This is a genomic window from Algibacter sp. L4_22 (assembly GCF_023473045.1).
Taxonomy (GTDB): domain Bacteria; phylum Bacteroidota; class Bacteroidia; order Flavobacteriales; family Flavobacteriaceae; genus Algibacter.
The window spans coordinates 894,572-910,794 of the sequence record NZ_JAMCOK010000001.1 but is presented as its reverse complement, the minus strand read 5'-3'; the positions used below and the strand labels follow the sequence as shown (position 1 = coordinate 910,794).

12 protein-coding genes are annotated in these 16,223 nt (G+C 32.1%); 5 read left to right on the top strand and 7 right to left on the bottom strand.

All coding sequences use genetic code 11. From position 1 onward, the window contains the following. Window positions 1-26 precede the first annotated feature (26 nt). Window positions 27-1,214 carry a hypothetical protein gene (locus M4I23_RS03805; RefSeq protein WP_158847017.1) on the bottom strand — a complete coding sequence of 396 codons (1,188 nt, stop codon included), beginning with the start codon at window positions 1,212-1,214 and terminating at the stop codon, window positions 27-29. A gap of 286 nt (window positions 1,215-1,500) precedes the next feature. On the opposite strand from M4I23_RS03805, the gene M4I23_RS03800 reads away from it, so the two are divergent. Then, window positions 1,501-2,004 carry a cytochrome c gene (locus tag M4I23_RS03800; RefSeq protein WP_158847015.1) on the top strand — a complete coding sequence of 168 codons (504 nt, stop codon included), beginning with the start codon at window positions 1,501-1,503 and terminating at the stop codon, window positions 2,002-2,004. Window positions 2,005-2,106: 102 nt separating this feature from the next. Here M4I23_RS03800 and M4I23_RS03795 read toward each other — a convergent pair whose 3' ends face one another. The 5 genes from M4I23_RS03795 to M4I23_RS03775 all read right to left on the bottom strand — a co-directional run bounded on the left by M4I23_RS03795 (window position 2,107) and on the right by M4I23_RS03775 (window position 5,804). Continuing rightward, window positions 2,107-2,928: a universal stress protein gene (locus M4I23_RS03795; protein ID WP_249753487.1), complete on the bottom strand. Its 822-nt coding sequence runs from the start codon at window positions 2,926-2,928 to the stop codon at window positions 2,107-2,109. Window positions 2,929-3,161: 233 nt separating this feature from the next. Then, a complete protein-coding gene (ric, locus tag M4I23_RS03790) occupies window positions 3,162-3,893 on the bottom strand; it encodes an iron-sulfur cluster repair di-iron protein (protein ID WP_249753486.1) in 732 nt (243 codons plus the stop codon). Window positions 3,894-3,941: 48 nt separating this feature from the next. Then, window positions 3,942-4,376, bottom strand: a complete 435-nt coding sequence (locus tag M4I23_RS03785; protein WP_158847009.1) for an Rrf2 family transcriptional regulator — start codon at window positions 4,374-4,376, stop codon at window positions 3,942-3,944. Window positions 4,377-4,441: 65 nt separating this feature from the next. Next, window positions 4,442-4,792: a hypothetical protein gene (locus M4I23_RS03780; protein ID WP_158847007.1), complete on the bottom strand. Its 351-nt coding sequence runs from the start codon at window positions 4,790-4,792 to the stop codon at window positions 4,442-4,444. A 37-nt stretch (window positions 4,793-4,829) separates the two neighbouring features. Further along, window positions 4,830-5,804, bottom strand: coding sequence for a polyprenyl synthetase family protein (locus M4I23_RS03775; protein ID WP_249753485.1), 975 nt, complete (start codon window positions 5,802-5,804; stop codon window positions 4,830-4,832). 125 nt (window positions 5,805-5,929) lie between these two features. Between M4I23_RS03775 and M4I23_RS03770 the strand changes: the two genes are divergently transcribed. Genes M4I23_RS03770 through M4I23_RS03755 form a run of 4 tightly spaced genes read left to right on the top strand, consistent with a single transcriptional unit; the run spans window position 5,930 to window position 12,626 of the window. Then, on the top strand, window positions 5,930-6,535 hold the full coding sequence (locus M4I23_RS03770) for a TetR/AcrR family transcriptional regulator (protein ID WP_158847003.1): 606 nt from the start codon (window positions 5,930-5,932) through the stop codon (window positions 6,533-6,535). 1 nt (window position 6,536) lies between these two features. After that, window positions 6,537-7,865 (top strand): TolC family protein, encoded by a 1,329-nt coding sequence (locus M4I23_RS03765; protein WP_249753484.1) that lies wholly within the window; start codon window positions 6,537-6,539, stop codon window positions 7,863-7,865. 56 nt (window positions 7,866-7,921) lie between these two features. After that, window positions 7,922-9,100: an efflux RND transporter periplasmic adaptor subunit gene (locus M4I23_RS03760; protein WP_158846999.1), complete on the top strand. Its 1,179-nt coding sequence runs from the start codon at window positions 7,922-7,924 to the stop codon at window positions 9,098-9,100. A 16-nt stretch (window positions 9,101-9,116) separates the two neighbouring features. Continuing rightward, window positions 9,117-12,626 carry an efflux RND transporter permease subunit gene (locus M4I23_RS03755; protein WP_249753483.1) on the top strand — a complete coding sequence of 1,170 codons (3,510 nt, stop codon included), beginning with the start codon at window positions 9,117-9,119 and terminating at the stop codon, window positions 12,624-12,626. A gap of 305 nt (window positions 12,627-12,931) precedes the next feature. On the opposite strand, the gene M4I23_RS03750 is transcribed toward M4I23_RS03755, so the two are convergent. Continuing rightward, window positions 12,932-15,820, bottom strand: a complete 2,889-nt coding sequence (locus M4I23_RS03750) for a TonB-dependent receptor (RefSeq protein ID WP_249753482.1) — start codon at window positions 15,818-15,820, stop codon at window positions 12,932-12,934. Window positions 15,821-16,223 lie beyond the last annotated feature (403 nt).

Below are 16,223 nucleotides of genomic sequence, written 5' to 3'. Positions count from 1 at the left end.
GACTCAATTTTTACCTGAAATTGATTTTAAGCAACCTTATTCTTTATTAAATTAAACAGGATTAAAGCAATACCGAAAGGTAATAAAATACTACATAAAAAAAGTAACAGGTAATAATTTGGCAACATCCCACTTCCAACAAAAAACTTATAACCTTGAATAAGCAACATAATTTCAGTTAAAATAAATCCGCTTAAAAAGCTATATAGTCCAACATAAGCTATTTTGGAGTAGGTTAATAAATTATTTTTCAGAATAAAAGAAAACAGAAATCCAGAAATTACACCAAGCATTAACAAATGAATAAAACCAATAACAAAATTACGATGTGTGTAAACCACGTTTGAAAATTCCGGAAAAATAGAAGATGCTTGGAAAACAGTTTTTAAAACAAAGCAAAGAACAGCAAAACGGTATAAGTTAATCACAATACTTTTATCTTTATTGAGTTTCTGGTAAGCTTTAAACTTAATAAGTTTTATAAACAAAACAAGTGCCACAAGCTGCAAAACAACTCCAAACCCATTAATCCAAGGCAATAAGCCATGTGGAGCAAACCATTGAACAGGAAGTGCAAAAGTAAAAATGGTCGATGCTATTAACACCCAGTAAAAAAGCCTGAATACTTTTGTGTTTTCAACTTTAAATAGATGAAAAAACACTGCAAAAACGGCAATTAAAAACCATCCATTAAACTGAAAGTGTAAAAAGAATTGAATTGCTATTTGGTAAAATGCAGAAGCTTGCCCCAACATAGACACCGCAGGTCCTAAACACCAAACTCCTGCTGTAGACACAACCATAAAAACGAGCGCTGTTTTTAATAACCTACTAGTAACTATAGATTCTGTTTTATGATGTTTCCAAACGAGGTAAACAAAATAATAACTACAAAAAATATGCAAGGTTGAAAAGGATATAGAAACAACCGCATAGCCTTGAAAGGGAAAACTTAATACCATCCCGATAACGGCAAATTCCGTAAACCAAAATAACTTCGTGAAAACTGGTTTGTTTTCGGGTACAAAATAATGCACAATGCATACGTAAAGCATTAAATACACCCAACCCAACATAGCTACATGAGAATGTGCATGCGTTAAAAACCTATAATTTAACCCTACCGAATCTAAAAATGAATAGCGCAAAGCCAAACCCATTAAGGCTGCAATTAGAAAATTAAATAAACAGACTACTACTAACTTTTTAGGCATTATCAGGTTTTATGGAATACTAAATATAGCAAACCTATTTAATTATCTACAAATATAATTAAGCGAGTAATACAAGTATAGACATTGGTGCTTTTTATAAAAATTTAGTATTTATTTTAAAAAATTAATCTTCTAAAAAACTAACTATAGACTCATTCTCCCTTAGACCATCATCAAAATAATAAAGATCACAACAAGAAATAAAATATCCGCATATTAACTATGATTTTTATCATGTTTTAAACCTAGAATAGTCTTTAATTTTGAGTAGTAAAATTCGTAGAACATGAAACGAGCACTAAAATTAATGGCTGTATTATTTGTAACACTACTAATAAGTTGTGGAAGCAAAGACGAAAAGAAGAAAGAAGGCTTCTCATACCAAAAAACAGCACCAACTGAAAAAGCCACTACCCAAAAAGCAGAACAAGTTCCTGCATCTAAAAAGATAGATTTAGCCAATAAAGGTATTGGACCAATCAAATCTGTAACGCTCGCTGCAGAAGTAGATCAAAAAATGGCTACACATGGAGCCGATGTATATAAAAAAATGTGCACCGCATGCCATAGAGCCGATAAAAAATTTATAGGTCCTGCTCCAACTGGTGTTTTAGAACGAAGAACTCCAGAATGGGTTATGAATATGATTTTAAATCCTGAGCAAATGGTAAAAGAAGATCCATTAGCGAAAGATTTATTAAAAGAATTTAATGGAGCTCCAATGGCAAACCAACACCTTACAGAAGAAGATGCAAGAGCTATTCTAGAGTACTTTAGAACTCTAAAATAAGCACACTTTTTTTGGGCATTCTTACATTTTACGGAATAGTAAACCTCTATTTTAATTTTAAATAAAAATTATTTTGTTTGGTTGAAATTAAAAGCCCGGTGATTAGCCATGTAACACAAGCATAGGTTTTGGTATTTTAGAAATATTAATCTTAGTATTTCCTTTTGAAAATAAATGCTCTAGAAAGCCTTTGTTTTTTACAAATAAAGAAATAAAATCTATAGTGTTTGTTTGCAAATAACTTAGTAAAGCAAAATCTATTGGGACATTATTTACAACTTGATATTTACATTTTAAAATGGAAAGATTAGATACATCTTGTTTCTCTATTTCTGCATTTTCTTTATTAGGATTAACTCTCAAAACATTTAGATTTAATTGATAGGTTTCCATAAACTCTAATAAGTCCGTAAACTGTTTTCCATCAATAACATCTCGAGGATCTAATGGCAACAATAATTCTTTAATTGGCGTAAATCTGTAATCTTCGGGAATAACTAAAGTTTTACAGTTCACTTTTCTAATCACATTAATAGTATTGCTACCCAAAAGAATTTCCTTAGCACTTGTAGCACCATTTGTTCCAATAACGATAAAGTCTATTTTTTTGTTTTTTACCGCCTGATTAATTGCATCTATAAATACATCAAAATCAATATGAATTTCAAATTGATGATTAAGGTTTTTATAGGTTTCCTTTAAATCTTCCTTTATGCTATTTAACTTCTCTCGAGGTTCTCGCGTAATGGATTCGTAAATACTTTCTTTTGGAGAATGCATTAAATCATCGGATGTATAACTACCTGTTTTATGCACATGCATTAGATGAAATATACATTTTTGATTTTTAAAAAAACGCATAGCATAGTGTATGGCATTTTTCGAATTAGCAGAAAAATCAGAAAGTAAGAGTATGTTTTTCATAGCGTTACCGATTAATTCTTAAAGTTATTCAAAAAAAAGGCAAATAAACATGATTAAAATCAGCTAAGCATTTTCAGTTACTTGCCGTTTTGGCGGCATTTAAATCTCTAACAGATTATCAACAAAAAAAGTGAAACACATATAATTATATGTGTTAACAACAAAAATCCTAGAACATTTTTAAAATTAATGCTCCAGGATTTCTTAATTAAAATACTAATTAATATGTAATATTAACTAAACTGTTTCTCCAATTTTACAGCCTCAGGAAATAAAATATTATTTTCTAAATGTATGTGTAAATGCAAGTCTTTTTCAAATTCTTCTAGCATAGCATATGTTACCTTGTAAGTGTTACAAGCATCTGCCGGAGGCGTATAATTATCAGTAAGTTCAGCAATCTGTCTAAAACGTCCGCCTTCGGTATCATGCTCTTCCATCATCATAGCGATAGGGTTTTCAACAGTTCCAAAATGTGGTGCTTGAACAGCACTTTTATCTAAAGTGGCTTTTACCATTTTTTTTATGAAAGGAAAAAGTACAAGTTCTTCTTTTTTCAAGTGAGCCGATAATTCTCCTGCCGAAGCTGTAAATAATTCATTAATTTTAAAAAGCTCGGGATGGCGCTCGCCATGCACTTTACAAAGTTTATCCAAAAACTGACGTAGTACCGGAATCTTCTCTTCCACATATCTGTGGTGTTTTTTCTCAATATATTCTGCAAGCAAATCTAAAGGCCAAGATTTATAATCTATAGATTGACCTGTAGACGTATTTAATACCACTTCTAGCTCTTCCAGCAATCTATTACTATCAATTCCTTTTTTTTCGCAAGCTTCTTCAATAGATCGGTTTCCATTGCAGCAAAAATCTATTTTGTGTTTAGAAAAAACAGCCGCAGTTCTAAAATCTTCGGCAACAAATTGTCCTATTTGTTTTTGTGTATCTGTATGTAATGTTTCCATAATTATTTTATTTCGGATAAATTTATCCTATTTATATTTAAATTTTTTTTAGACTCTTAAAAATGATGTTCCAGATTTAATATTAAGCGCTAATTCTTCTAGAGTTGTGTTTTCTAGCATGTTTTGAAGCTCATCCCTAACAATTTTAAATTTGTCGTGTGCAGGACACGGATGGTTTTCATCACATTTTTCTAAACCTAATCCACAACCCATATAAATGCTATCGCCATCAATAGCCTTTACAATTTCGGCTAATTTAATCTGGCTAATTCTATCTTTTTGTATTTCAAAACCACCATGCGCTCCTTTTATAGAGTTTACAATATCATGATGTACTAAAGATTGTAAAATTTTTGCAGTAAACGCTTGAGGAGAATCAATTTTTTCCGCTATTTCTTTGGGACTAACACGCAAATCTTCGTAGGATTTTATAGCAATAAAAATAACTGCTTTAATTCCGTATTCACAAGCTTTAGAAAACATAATATTAATTTTACACTACAAATATATGAAGATATTTTAAATAGGACAAAATTATCTTCATTAAATTATGAATACTTGTTTTTAAACCAAACCTTCTGCCATTCGCGTTTCAAAATTAAAAAAGTAACAGCTTCAGATAATTCTAAAATATCATCACCATTCAAAGCCTTTACTTCCTTTTCAGAAACATCAATAATGTAAAGTAAATTTAAATACTCGTTAAATTTTTCTTGAATAAGCCTGTAAACCGTTTCGTGTAGAAGTAATTTTAAACTAGATGGTAAAACCTCTACATGAAAATCCAAATCTACATTTGCCAACAAAAAATCTTTGTTTAGTTGTAAAATTAGTTTTTCATATAAATTCAAAGCATTTGCTTCTTCAATTAAATGATCAAAATTAGTTGGTAATTTCATAATTGAGGTTTACACGTCCGTGGAAAAAAATAAATATTTAAACCGTACGGTTCATTAAATTACTACCAAACGTTTTAAGAGTGGCTTTTTTATCATCCGGAATATTTAAAGACTCCAACACTGCAAAGGCTTTTAAGGTATAATCCTCTATCGCTTTTTTAGTAGCTTCAGCCGATCCTGAATTCACAAAAAACTGTTTTGCCATTTCTATTTTCGAGCTAACATCTTCTGGATTCGATGCAAACAATTGACTTAACGTAGCACAATCTTCATCATTAGAAAACTCTAACGCTTTCAAATATAAATACGTTTTTTTATTTTCAATAATATCACCACCAACCTGTTTTCCAAACGTTTTTGGATCTCCAAAGGCATCCAAATAATCGTCTTGTAATTGAAATGCGATACCTAAATAACGTCCAAAACTATAAATATTATCTTGATCTTCTTTTGAAGCTTTTGCAACAATAGCTCCCATTTTCATGGCAGCAGCAACCAAAACAGCCGTTTTATATTCAATCATAATTAAATATTCAGGAATACTCACATCGGTTCTAGTTTCAAAATCAACATCGTATTGCTGACCTTCACAAACCTCTAAAGCCGTTTTGCTAAACAGCTTAGCTAGTTCAAGAAAAATAGGTGCTTCGTAGTTTTCAAAAAGCTGATATGCCATAATAAGCATAGCATCCCCAGAAAGAATCCCTGTATTTATATCCCATTTTTCGTGCACGGTTTCATGTCCACGTCTTAATGGCGCATCGTCCATAATATCATCATGAACCAAAGAAAAATTATGAAACACCTCTATACTTAATGCTGCATTTAACGCACCTTTGTAGTTACTCCCAAATATATCGGCAGCCATTAAAGTTAAAACAGGTCGTAATCTTTTTCCTCCTAACTCTAAAATATACTGAATAGGTTCGTAAAGGTTTTTAGGTTCTTTTACTGTAGAGTATTTCTCTAAATAAGAGACAAATTCGTTTTGGTATTTTTCTATTGAAAGCATCGGACAAAAATAAAGGAATTCACCATATTAAAAACCCTCAAAGTAAATTTAATATTAAAAAACCATTAAAACTCAGGAAACTATTTTTGTTTTTAAAGTTTCCCGTTGTACATTTGCCCCGAATTATGAGAGAAAAAATAGTAAAAAAAGCCACCGATCTATTTTTAAACCTAGGGTTTAAAAGTGTTACAATGGACGATATTGCTCACGAAATGGGCATATCGAAGAAAACCATTTATGTACATTTCGCCAATAAAACTAAATTAGTAGAAGCGGTTTCGTTTTCTGTTTTCGATCTTATTTGTAATGGAATAGACAACATTTGCAGTAATTCGATAAACCCAATTGAGGAATTGTACGATATAAAAATGTTTGTAATGAACCATCTGGAGAGTGAAAAATCATCGCCTCAATTTCAGCTTAAAAAATATTATCCTCAAATATATGCGTCTCTACATTTAAAACAATTTGAAAAAATGCACGATTCCGTTAGTGATAGCCTTCAAAAAGGAATAGACACAGAATTGTTTCGTGCCAATATAGATATCGGTTTTATTTCTAGAATGTATTTTAATGGAATGACAGGCATTAAAGATGGCACCATTTTTCCAACGGAATTATTCTCTATGGATTACTTAATGGAAAGTTACTTAGAATACCACTTAAGAGCCATTGTTACCGAAAAAGGATTTGAAACTTTAAATAAATTTATAACAAAAACTCAATCATAAAATGAAAAACAAACTAATTATATTTTTTAGTTTATTAGTTTCTATAACAGCTATTTCGCAAGAAAATAATCAAAGCTTTTCTTTAGAGGATGCTATTAATTTTGCGTTAGAAAATAATAGAACAGCCAAAAATGCAGGCAGAGACATTGAAGCTGCAAAAAAGCAAAAATGGGAAACCACAGCAACAGGGTTGCCTCAACTTAATGCTACTGTAGATTATCAAAACTGGCTAAAACAGCAAGTTTCTCTAGCAGATTTTGATGGAGATGGTACAAATGAAGCTTTTGCTTTTGGCTTAAAACATTCATTAGATGCTTCAGCCACTTTATCTCAATTATTGTTTGATGGTTCTTATATTGTTGGACTACAATCTGCTAAGGTTTATTTAGAAATCTCAAAACACGCCAAAATCAAAACCGATTTAGAGGTAAGAAAAGCCGTTGTTAATGCATACGGAAATGTGTTATTAACAGAAGAAAGTGTTGCCATCTTAGAACGTAATAAAATAACTCTTCAAAAAAATCTAGATGAAATTACTCAAATTTATGAAAACGGTTTAGAAGAAGAAGAAAGCGTAGAGCAGCTAAAAATTACGTTATCAAGTATTAACAGCAACTTAAACAACAGCATTAGACTAAAAAAAGTAGCTTACCAAATGCTAAACATCAATCTAGGTATAGACATTGAAAGCAAAACCGTACTTACTGATAACTTAGAAACACTTGCGGCTAAAAACATGGATTTAAGCTTTATAAACAATCCTTTCTCTGTAGAAAACACCATAGATTACAAAATAGCAGAAAATGATAAAACATCTAAAGAGCTATTATTAAAACTAGAAAAAGCTAAAAACTTACCAACACTTAGCACCTTTTTATCTGGAGGTTATATTGCTTACAGTGACGATTTCGATTTATTCCAAAATAAAACAAAATATTATGGGTATGGTCTGTTTGGTGTTAACTTAAGCGTTCCAATCTTTAGTTCGGGAGGTACCAAAGCTAAAACCCAACGCGCCCGTATCAATTTTGAAAAAGCAAAAGACGATTTAACAGAAACCGAACAACGTTTAAAACTAGAAATTGCATCGGCAAAAAGTGATTATCAATTTGCTATTGAAGAATACTCTAATAAAAAAGAAAACTTAAACCTTGCGGAACGTATAGAGAAAAAAAATCAAACTAAATTTTTTGAAGGTATTGCTTCTAGTTTCGATTTAAGACAAGCACAAACACAACTTTACACAGCACAACAAGAGTTTTTACAAGCCATGCTAAATGTAATAAACAACAAAGTAGCACTGGAAACCATTACAAATCAAGAAGATTAAAACGCAATCAAAAAAATATACTAATCACTATATAATTTAATAAACTCAACAATACAATGAAATATATATATTCACTATTACTCACAACCCTAGTGCTTTCATCATGTGGTGGCAAAAAAAACAAATCTGTTGAAGCTATTATTGAGACTAATAATTTGGAATTAATAAGAGAAAAGAAGGCTGAATTAGATGTTTCTTCTCAAGAAATTGCAGATCAATTAAAACAACTAGATGCAAAAATAAAAACATTAGATCCACAAACTAAAATACCTTTAATTACAACCTTTACAGCTAAAGAAATTGTTTTTACTCACTACCTAGAGTTACAAGGTAGTGTAGATACAAAGCAAAATTTAATTGTTTTTCCTGAGTATTCAGGCATCTTATCACGGGTTTATGTAAAAGAAGGTCAACACGTAAGTAAAGGCCAAATGTTAGCGAAAATTGACGATGGTGGCTTAACACAACAATTAGCACAAATAAAAATACAAACTAATTTAGCTAAAACAACTTTTGAACGTCAAGACCGTTTATGGAGTCAAAAAATAGGTAGTGAAATTCAATATTTACAAGCTAAATCTAATTTTGAAGCACAACAAGAAGCTGTTAACCAATTGCAGCAACAAGTAGGTAAAACAATTGTTCGCGCTCCGTTTTCTGGTACTATAGACGATGTAATAACAGACCAAGGTAGTGTTGTAGCTCCTGGACAATCACAATTATTTAGAATTGTAAACCTAGATAACATGTATATTGAAACTGAAGTTCCTGAGCGCTACATTTCTGAAGTAACAAAAGGAAAAGAGGTTAAAGTAAACTTTCCTGTTTTAGGAAAAGAAATAGACGCAAAAATACGCCAAGCAGGAAACTTTATTAATCCAGCAAACAGAACATTTAGAGTGGAAATTGCAATTTCAAATAAAGAGAGACAAATAAAACCAAACCTTACGGCGAAGCTTAAAATTAACGATTACACCAACAATAAAGCGTTTTTAATTCCGCAAAGTATTATATCGGAAAATGCAGAAGGTCAACAGTACATTTATACCATTACAGACAAAAAAGACAATTTAGCCAAAGCAAAACGTGTTATTGTAGAAACAGGAAAAACTCAAGGCGATTTTATTGAAATTTTATCGGGTATTGAACACAATGAAGAAATTATTGTTGAAGGTGCGCGTAGCGTTAAAGAAGGACAAGATGTAAGAATTCTTGTTAACAAAGACGCTAAATAATTTTAAAGACCAAAAAATGACTGATAAAAAGAAAAGCGTAGATAAAGAGTTTTGGTTATCCACTTGGGCTATTAACAACAAAACAACCATGTATGTTTTAATTGCAACCATACTGTTTTTAGGTACTGGAGCATATTTTAGCATGCCGAGAGAGAATTTTCCTGAGATAAAAGAAACTAAAATTTATATAAGTTCGATTTACCCAGGGAATACCGCCGAAGATATTGAAAAACTTATTACAGACCCTATTGAAGACCAAATTAAAACAATAAGTAATATTGTTGAAATCACCTCAACCTCACAGGAAGATTACTCCATTGTTATTGTTGAATTTGATGAAAGCATATCCGTTGAGGCTGCAAAATCTAAGATTAAAGACGAAATAGATTCTAAAACAGCTAGTGAAGACTGGCCTTCATTTAATGGAGCCAAAGTTGAACCAGATGTTTTCGATTTAAGCATATCTGAAGAAACACCAATTGTAAACATTAATATCTCTGGAGATTACCCAACAGATAAACTTAAAGAGTTTGGAGAATATCTTCAAGATGAAATTGAAAGTCTTCAAGAAATTAAAAAAGTAGATATTCGTGGTGCTCAAGACAAAGAAGTTGAAGTTGCGGTAGATATCTATAAAATGATGGCTGCACAAGTGAGTTTTTCAGATATTATTAACACCATAAACAGCGAAAACTTAACCATGTCTGCAGGTAATTTAATTACTAGCGGACAACGACGTACCATACGTATACTCGGTGAAATTGAAGATCCGAAAGAGCTTGAGAGTTTTGTTGTAAAATCTGAAGGTTACAATCCCATTTACTTAAAAGATGTTGCCTCGGTAACCTTTAAAGATGAAGATAGAACAACATACGCCAGAGAATTTGGGCATCCCGTAGTTATGCTAGATGTGAAAAAACGTGCTGGTAAAAATATGGTGGCTGCGGCAGAACAAATTCAAATTATTGTTGATGATGCTATAGCAAACGTTTTTCCTCCAGATCTAACAGTAAGTATTGCAAACGATCAATCTTCTAAAACCATTGGTCAAGTAGACGATTTAGTGAACAATATTATATTTGGTATCATATTAGTTGTTACCGTTTTAATGTTCTTTATGGGCTTTAAAAGTGCGCTATTCGTGGGCTTTGCAATCCCAATGTCTATGTTTATGTCTTTAATGATATTAGAACTTTTAGGCTACACCATGAACACCATGATCCTTTTCGGGTTAATTATGGGCTTAGGTATGCTGGTAGATAACGGTATTGTTGTTGTAGAAAACGTACACCGACTAATGAGTGATGAAGGCATGACCCGTATAGAAGCGGCTAAAAAAGGTATTGGAGAAATTGCTTTTCCTATTATCATATCAACAGCTACAACGGTTGCAGCATTTATTCCTTTAGGTTTATGGCCAGGTGTTATGGGTCAATTCATGATATACTTTCCAATAACGTTATCCGTTGTTTTAGGATCATCTTTATTTGTTGCCATATTTTTTAACTCGGTAATTGTCTCTCAATTTATGACTATTGAAGATGTAGACATGCCATTAAAACAAATTTTTAGAATAACGATAATCCTAAGTGTATTAGGTGTTTTGATTTTCATCTTTGGTGGAAGCTATAAAGGTTTAGGAACACTTATGATTATCACAGTAATTTTACTTTGGATATTCAGACTGTTTTTAAGAAAATGGACCAATAGTTTTCAAAATAATCTTTTACCTATTTGGGAACGCACATATGAAAAATCATTACGCTTCGCCTTAAGTGGTAAAAAACCAATTTTTATAACTATTGCCACCGTCATTTTACTATTTATTGCGTTTATGGGCTTTGGGTCGTCAGTTAGTAATCAGCGTACCAAAGTAGAGTTTTTTCCAGCCAATACGCCTAACCAAATTATTGTTTACATAGAATATCCTGAAGGTACCGATATTAAAAAAACAAATACCATCACGAAAGATATAGAACAACGTGTTTACAAAATCATTAACGATCCTATTTACAAAGATGGAGACTACAATTTCTTAACCGAAAGTGCTGTATCTCAAGTTGGTGAAGGCGCCGGAAACCCACAAACCGATGGTGGTTCTGCAGCCGAGATGCCACATCGTGCTAAAATTACAGCATCGATGCGTGAGTTTAAGTTTAGACGCGGCCAAGATAGTAACGAGTTACTGAAAAAGGTACAAGCAGACTTGAAAGATATTTACCCAGGTGTTGCTATCTCCGTTGAAAAAGATGCCGTTGGACCTCCTGCAGGATACCCAATAAATATAGAATTAGAAGGTGAAGATTATACAGAATTGATAAACACCGCCGAAAAAATGCGCGATTTTATTAATTCAAAAAACATTCAAGGTATTGATGAGTTAAAAATTGATGTTAACAAGTCTAAGCCATCCATGCAAGTGGTTGTTGATAGAAAAAAATCAGGAGAATTAGGCGTAACTGCAAGCCAAGTTGGCCAACAACTTCGTAACTCTATTTTTGGTGCAAAAGCGGGCATTTATAAAAAAGATGGAGATGATTATGATATCTATGTGCGCTTTAATGAAGAAAACAGATATAACACAAGCGCAATTTTTAATCAAAAAATAACGTTTAGAGATATGGCTTCTGGTCAAATAAAAGAAATTCCTGTTTCTACGGTTGCTAAACAAAAAAACAACTCAGGCTTTAGTGCCATTAAACATCGAGATGTAAAACGTGTAGTAACTCTTTATTCAGCCTTAGCTCCAGGATTTACAGATGCAGGTGCCATTGTTTCAAAAATTAGAAATGAAATGAGAGGATTCACCGCAAAGCCAGACCAAGTTAAAATTGATTATACGGGACAAATTGAAGAACAAAACAAACAAATGGCTTTTTTACTTGGTGCATTTTTCACCGGTTTAGGTTTAATTTTCTTCATTCTAATATTTCAATTTAACTCGGTTTCAAAACCAGCTATTATCATGTTAGCAATCTTCCTTAGCTTAATAGGGGTATTTGGTGGTATTGTAATTACTGGAAGTTCTTTTGTTATTATGATGACCATGATGGGAATTATATCTCTAGCAGGAATTGTAGTAAATAACGGTGTGGTACTTTTAGATTACACACAGCTTTTAATTGATAGAAAAAAGATTGAACACGATTTAGAAGAAGATCAATACATTGAAAATAGTGAGCTTCTAGAAGCCATAGTTAAAGGTGGAAAAGCACGTTTACGTCCAGTTTTATTAACCGCAATAACAACAATACTAGGTTTAATTCCATTAGCAACAGGTTTAAATATTAACTTCTTTACATTTCTTAGCGATTTTGATGCTAACATTTATGTAGGTGGAGATAATGTTATATTCTGGGGACCATTAGCATGGACGGTTATATATGGGCTTTTTGTAGCCACCTTTTTAACTCTAATTATTGTACCAATTCTGTTTTATTTAGTAACACAATTTAAAATGTGGCTATTTAAAAACAGAGCTGCTAAATATAAAAATGTCGATAAAATTGGCACAGATATAGATTAATTTAATTGTGTGACTAACTCGATTAATAGCGAAAACCCAGACTTTCTTAATTGAAACGTCTGGGTTTTTAATTAATATTGTTTTAGTTGAAGTGTAAATGAATACGATATTTACTTTAGACAAAAACGAGCTTTAGCACAGCTTGAAAAAGCTAATAACTATAACCAAACGAAATACTATTTCTTAATTTTACAATAAGCTATTATTCATATTAAACCCCTTGCTTTAAAACTATACCTCAACAAAAAAGCCTCGTAAATCTATAGATTTACGAGGCTTTTAATAATATTAATAAATACTTTTTATTATTTTAAAGTAAACGTTAATCTACCAAAAACATAACGTCCATTAAAACCAAATTGAGAAGTTCTACGAGAGAAAATAAATTGATCTCCGTATTGAGAACCTTCAAAAGGAACTTCGTCTGGATAAACGTCCAACAGGTTATTTGCACCTGCTGTAAGTTTTAAATTATCCGAGAAATTATATGTTAAAGATAAATCGGTAATAATTTTTTCGCCATATGTAACTGGAGTAGCGGATCCTCTAAAATCCGGATCGTTTACAGAACCAAAATACACATTACGCAACATAAAATTCCAATCACCATTCGAATAATTATTTGTCAAATTCACTTTAGCTCTAGGCATAGCATCTTCAATATACCCTTTAAGGGTTTCATCTAAAATTTCTGTTCCAAGAATAGATTTAACATTCTTCACTTCAGTTTTAGAAAATGTTCCAGATAATATATTATTTAAAGTCCCATTTGTACCAATACTAGTTTTATGATCTATTACAATATCTAGCCCTCTAGACTCCGTATCATAACCATTGGTGAAAAATTTAGCAGCACCAGCAGCCGCAGCATCAAAAATTGCTTGTTGCTCCGTTGTGGATGGTGTATAACTTCTTGTTATACCTACTCTATCATCAACATTTACAATATAACCGTCGATAGTAATTTTTAAACCAGCACTCGGTATTTTTGCAGTAAACCCTAAACTTGCATTAAATGAAGTTTCCTCTTCCAACTCAGGTATTAACAACAAATCAGCCAATCTACTATTGTTTGCAAAAGTCCCTTGCTCAATTGGAATACCTCCAACAAATTGTGTTGCTGTAGCATTAAAATAAATTTGATGTAAATCTGGAGCTCTAAATCCAGTACTTATTGCTGCACGAATTGCCGTATTCTCAGATAATTTATATCTAGAAGACAACTTCCAGTTAAAGGTTTTTCCAAAATCATTAAAATTCTCGTAACGCAATGCTGCACTCAATAAAAAAGCTTCTGTAAAATCTGCTTCTAAATCAACATAAGCAGCAAAACTATTTCTATTTTGATCTACTTCATTTTCTGGTCTATATCCAGGAAAAACCTGAGCTCCACCAGGAACACCTTCACCAAAATAACTGGTTACAATATTACTCGGGTCTGTGTAGTTTGTAACAATTTCTCCATTTGTATCATATTTTGAATACGAAGCCTCTTCACCAGCAACTAATTGATAATTTTCAAGCCTATATTCAGCACCAAAAGCTACATTTAAACCTTCAAAAGTATCTTCATAAAAATTTGACAAATCAAAATTTGTAGTGTTTTGCGCAAATGAAAAGCCACCAGCTTCAAATTCTGTTGGAGAAGAAGCTCCTAAAGTTGCATTAACCGTGTTTTTAATGGTGAAATCGAAACTATTCACACCATAAGTGTTAGAGAAATCTATATCCCAATCACCTATTTTACCTTTAATACCAGCAGCTATAGATTTATCTATAACACGGGAAGCTATATGCGGTAAAAACCCATTCGGAAAAGCTTCAGTATTAGCTCTACCATCTGTATAAGCTGGTCTTCTATAAAAACCTGCCGCCGAACCATCTCTAAAGCTCATGCCTCCAAAAGAATAAATAGCAGAGCCATTATCATCTAAAGGAATCTCCATATTCATCATAAATTGTCCACTTCTTAATTTAGATTGTCCAACTTTCATTCTAAAATCATCACGTGTTAAACCACGTTGCGCTAATTCGTAATCTGAAATTGGAGCTGCATTTGATGTATCACCAATAAAAGTTGCAGAATCCGAACTAATAATATCTAAAAAAGAATCGCCCGCAATAACACCGCTATCATAAACAGCTTGTAATGTTGGATCTAATCCAGCCACGTAATTAGCTAAATCACTAGGATCCATAGCATAAGCCGCATCATACCCTAATGTTCTTGTTGCAATATCAAACATAGTATAAATAGGCTGTCCCATTGAATCACTTCTATTGGTTGCTCCTCTTGTACTTAAAGACCCCGTAAAATTAATATAACCTCCATTATCTCCTAAGTCTAAACCATAGTTAGCATCTAACTGGAATTTTTCTCCATCTGTACCTCCATCATTATACTGATTAGAATGCTTACTCATATTTGCACCCGAGTTAACATTTAAGGTTAATTCATTCGTTGCTTTTTTAAGAACAAGGTTAATAACACCAGCAATGGCATCAGATCCATATTGAGCTGCTGCGCCATCTCTTAAAACTTCTATTCTTTCTATTGAAGCAGTAGGAATTGAGTTCATATCTGTTCCAACAGTACCCGTTCCAACAGTACCATTTACATTTACTAATGAAGATTTGTGTCTTCTTTTTCCATTAATTAGAACTAAAACTTGATCTGGCCCTAAACCTCTTAATGACGCGGGATCCACATGATCTGTTCCATCTGAAACAGTTTGAGTTGTTGATGTAAACGACGGAGCAACATAATTTAAAATTTCAGTTATTGTTGTTTGAGGTCCAGATGTAGCAATCTCAGACATATCAATAACATCCACCGGTACTGGGGTATCGATTGAAGTTCTAGACTTATTTCTAGAACCAATTAAAACAACCTCATTTAATGCTACACCAGATTGCATGGTTGCGTTCACGACATGTCCATGAACTTTTTTATCTTGTGTTTCATAACCAACGTATGAAAACACCAAAATAGCGCCTTTACTCGCACTTATAGTGTACTTTCCGTCAAAATCTGTGGTTGTACCTGTTGAGGTACCTTTTACAATTACAGAAACTCCTGGTAAGGCACCAGAATCATCCGTTACAGTTCCTGAAACTTCTTGGGCTATTGCCTCTCCTGATAAACCTATAAAAAATAGAAACATCAGACATTTTAAATGTAGAATTTTAATCATAGTTATAATTTATTTTGAATTAGTTCTAGCTAATATATACATATTATCTTACAAACTAGCTACTTAGCGAAATAATATAACACCGATAAATTCTATTTTAATAACAAAAGACCCGTAATTGCAATAATATTTTTAACACTTTATTAAATTTACTGAGAATTCATCAATATTCATAACTAAATGAACTACAATGACATAACGAAATAAAAAAACTATAAATTAAACAAAAAAAGCGTTAAATAGACGTTTATTTTTATTCTAAAGAATTATTTAAACTTTTAAAAAAAATCTACTATAATATATAGAAAGCCCCATAATTTAGAATAAATTCCAAATTATGGGGCTTTCTATATAAAAAAATTCAGTTAAATACTTTGCCTACAAAACTAATTACAAGCAGATT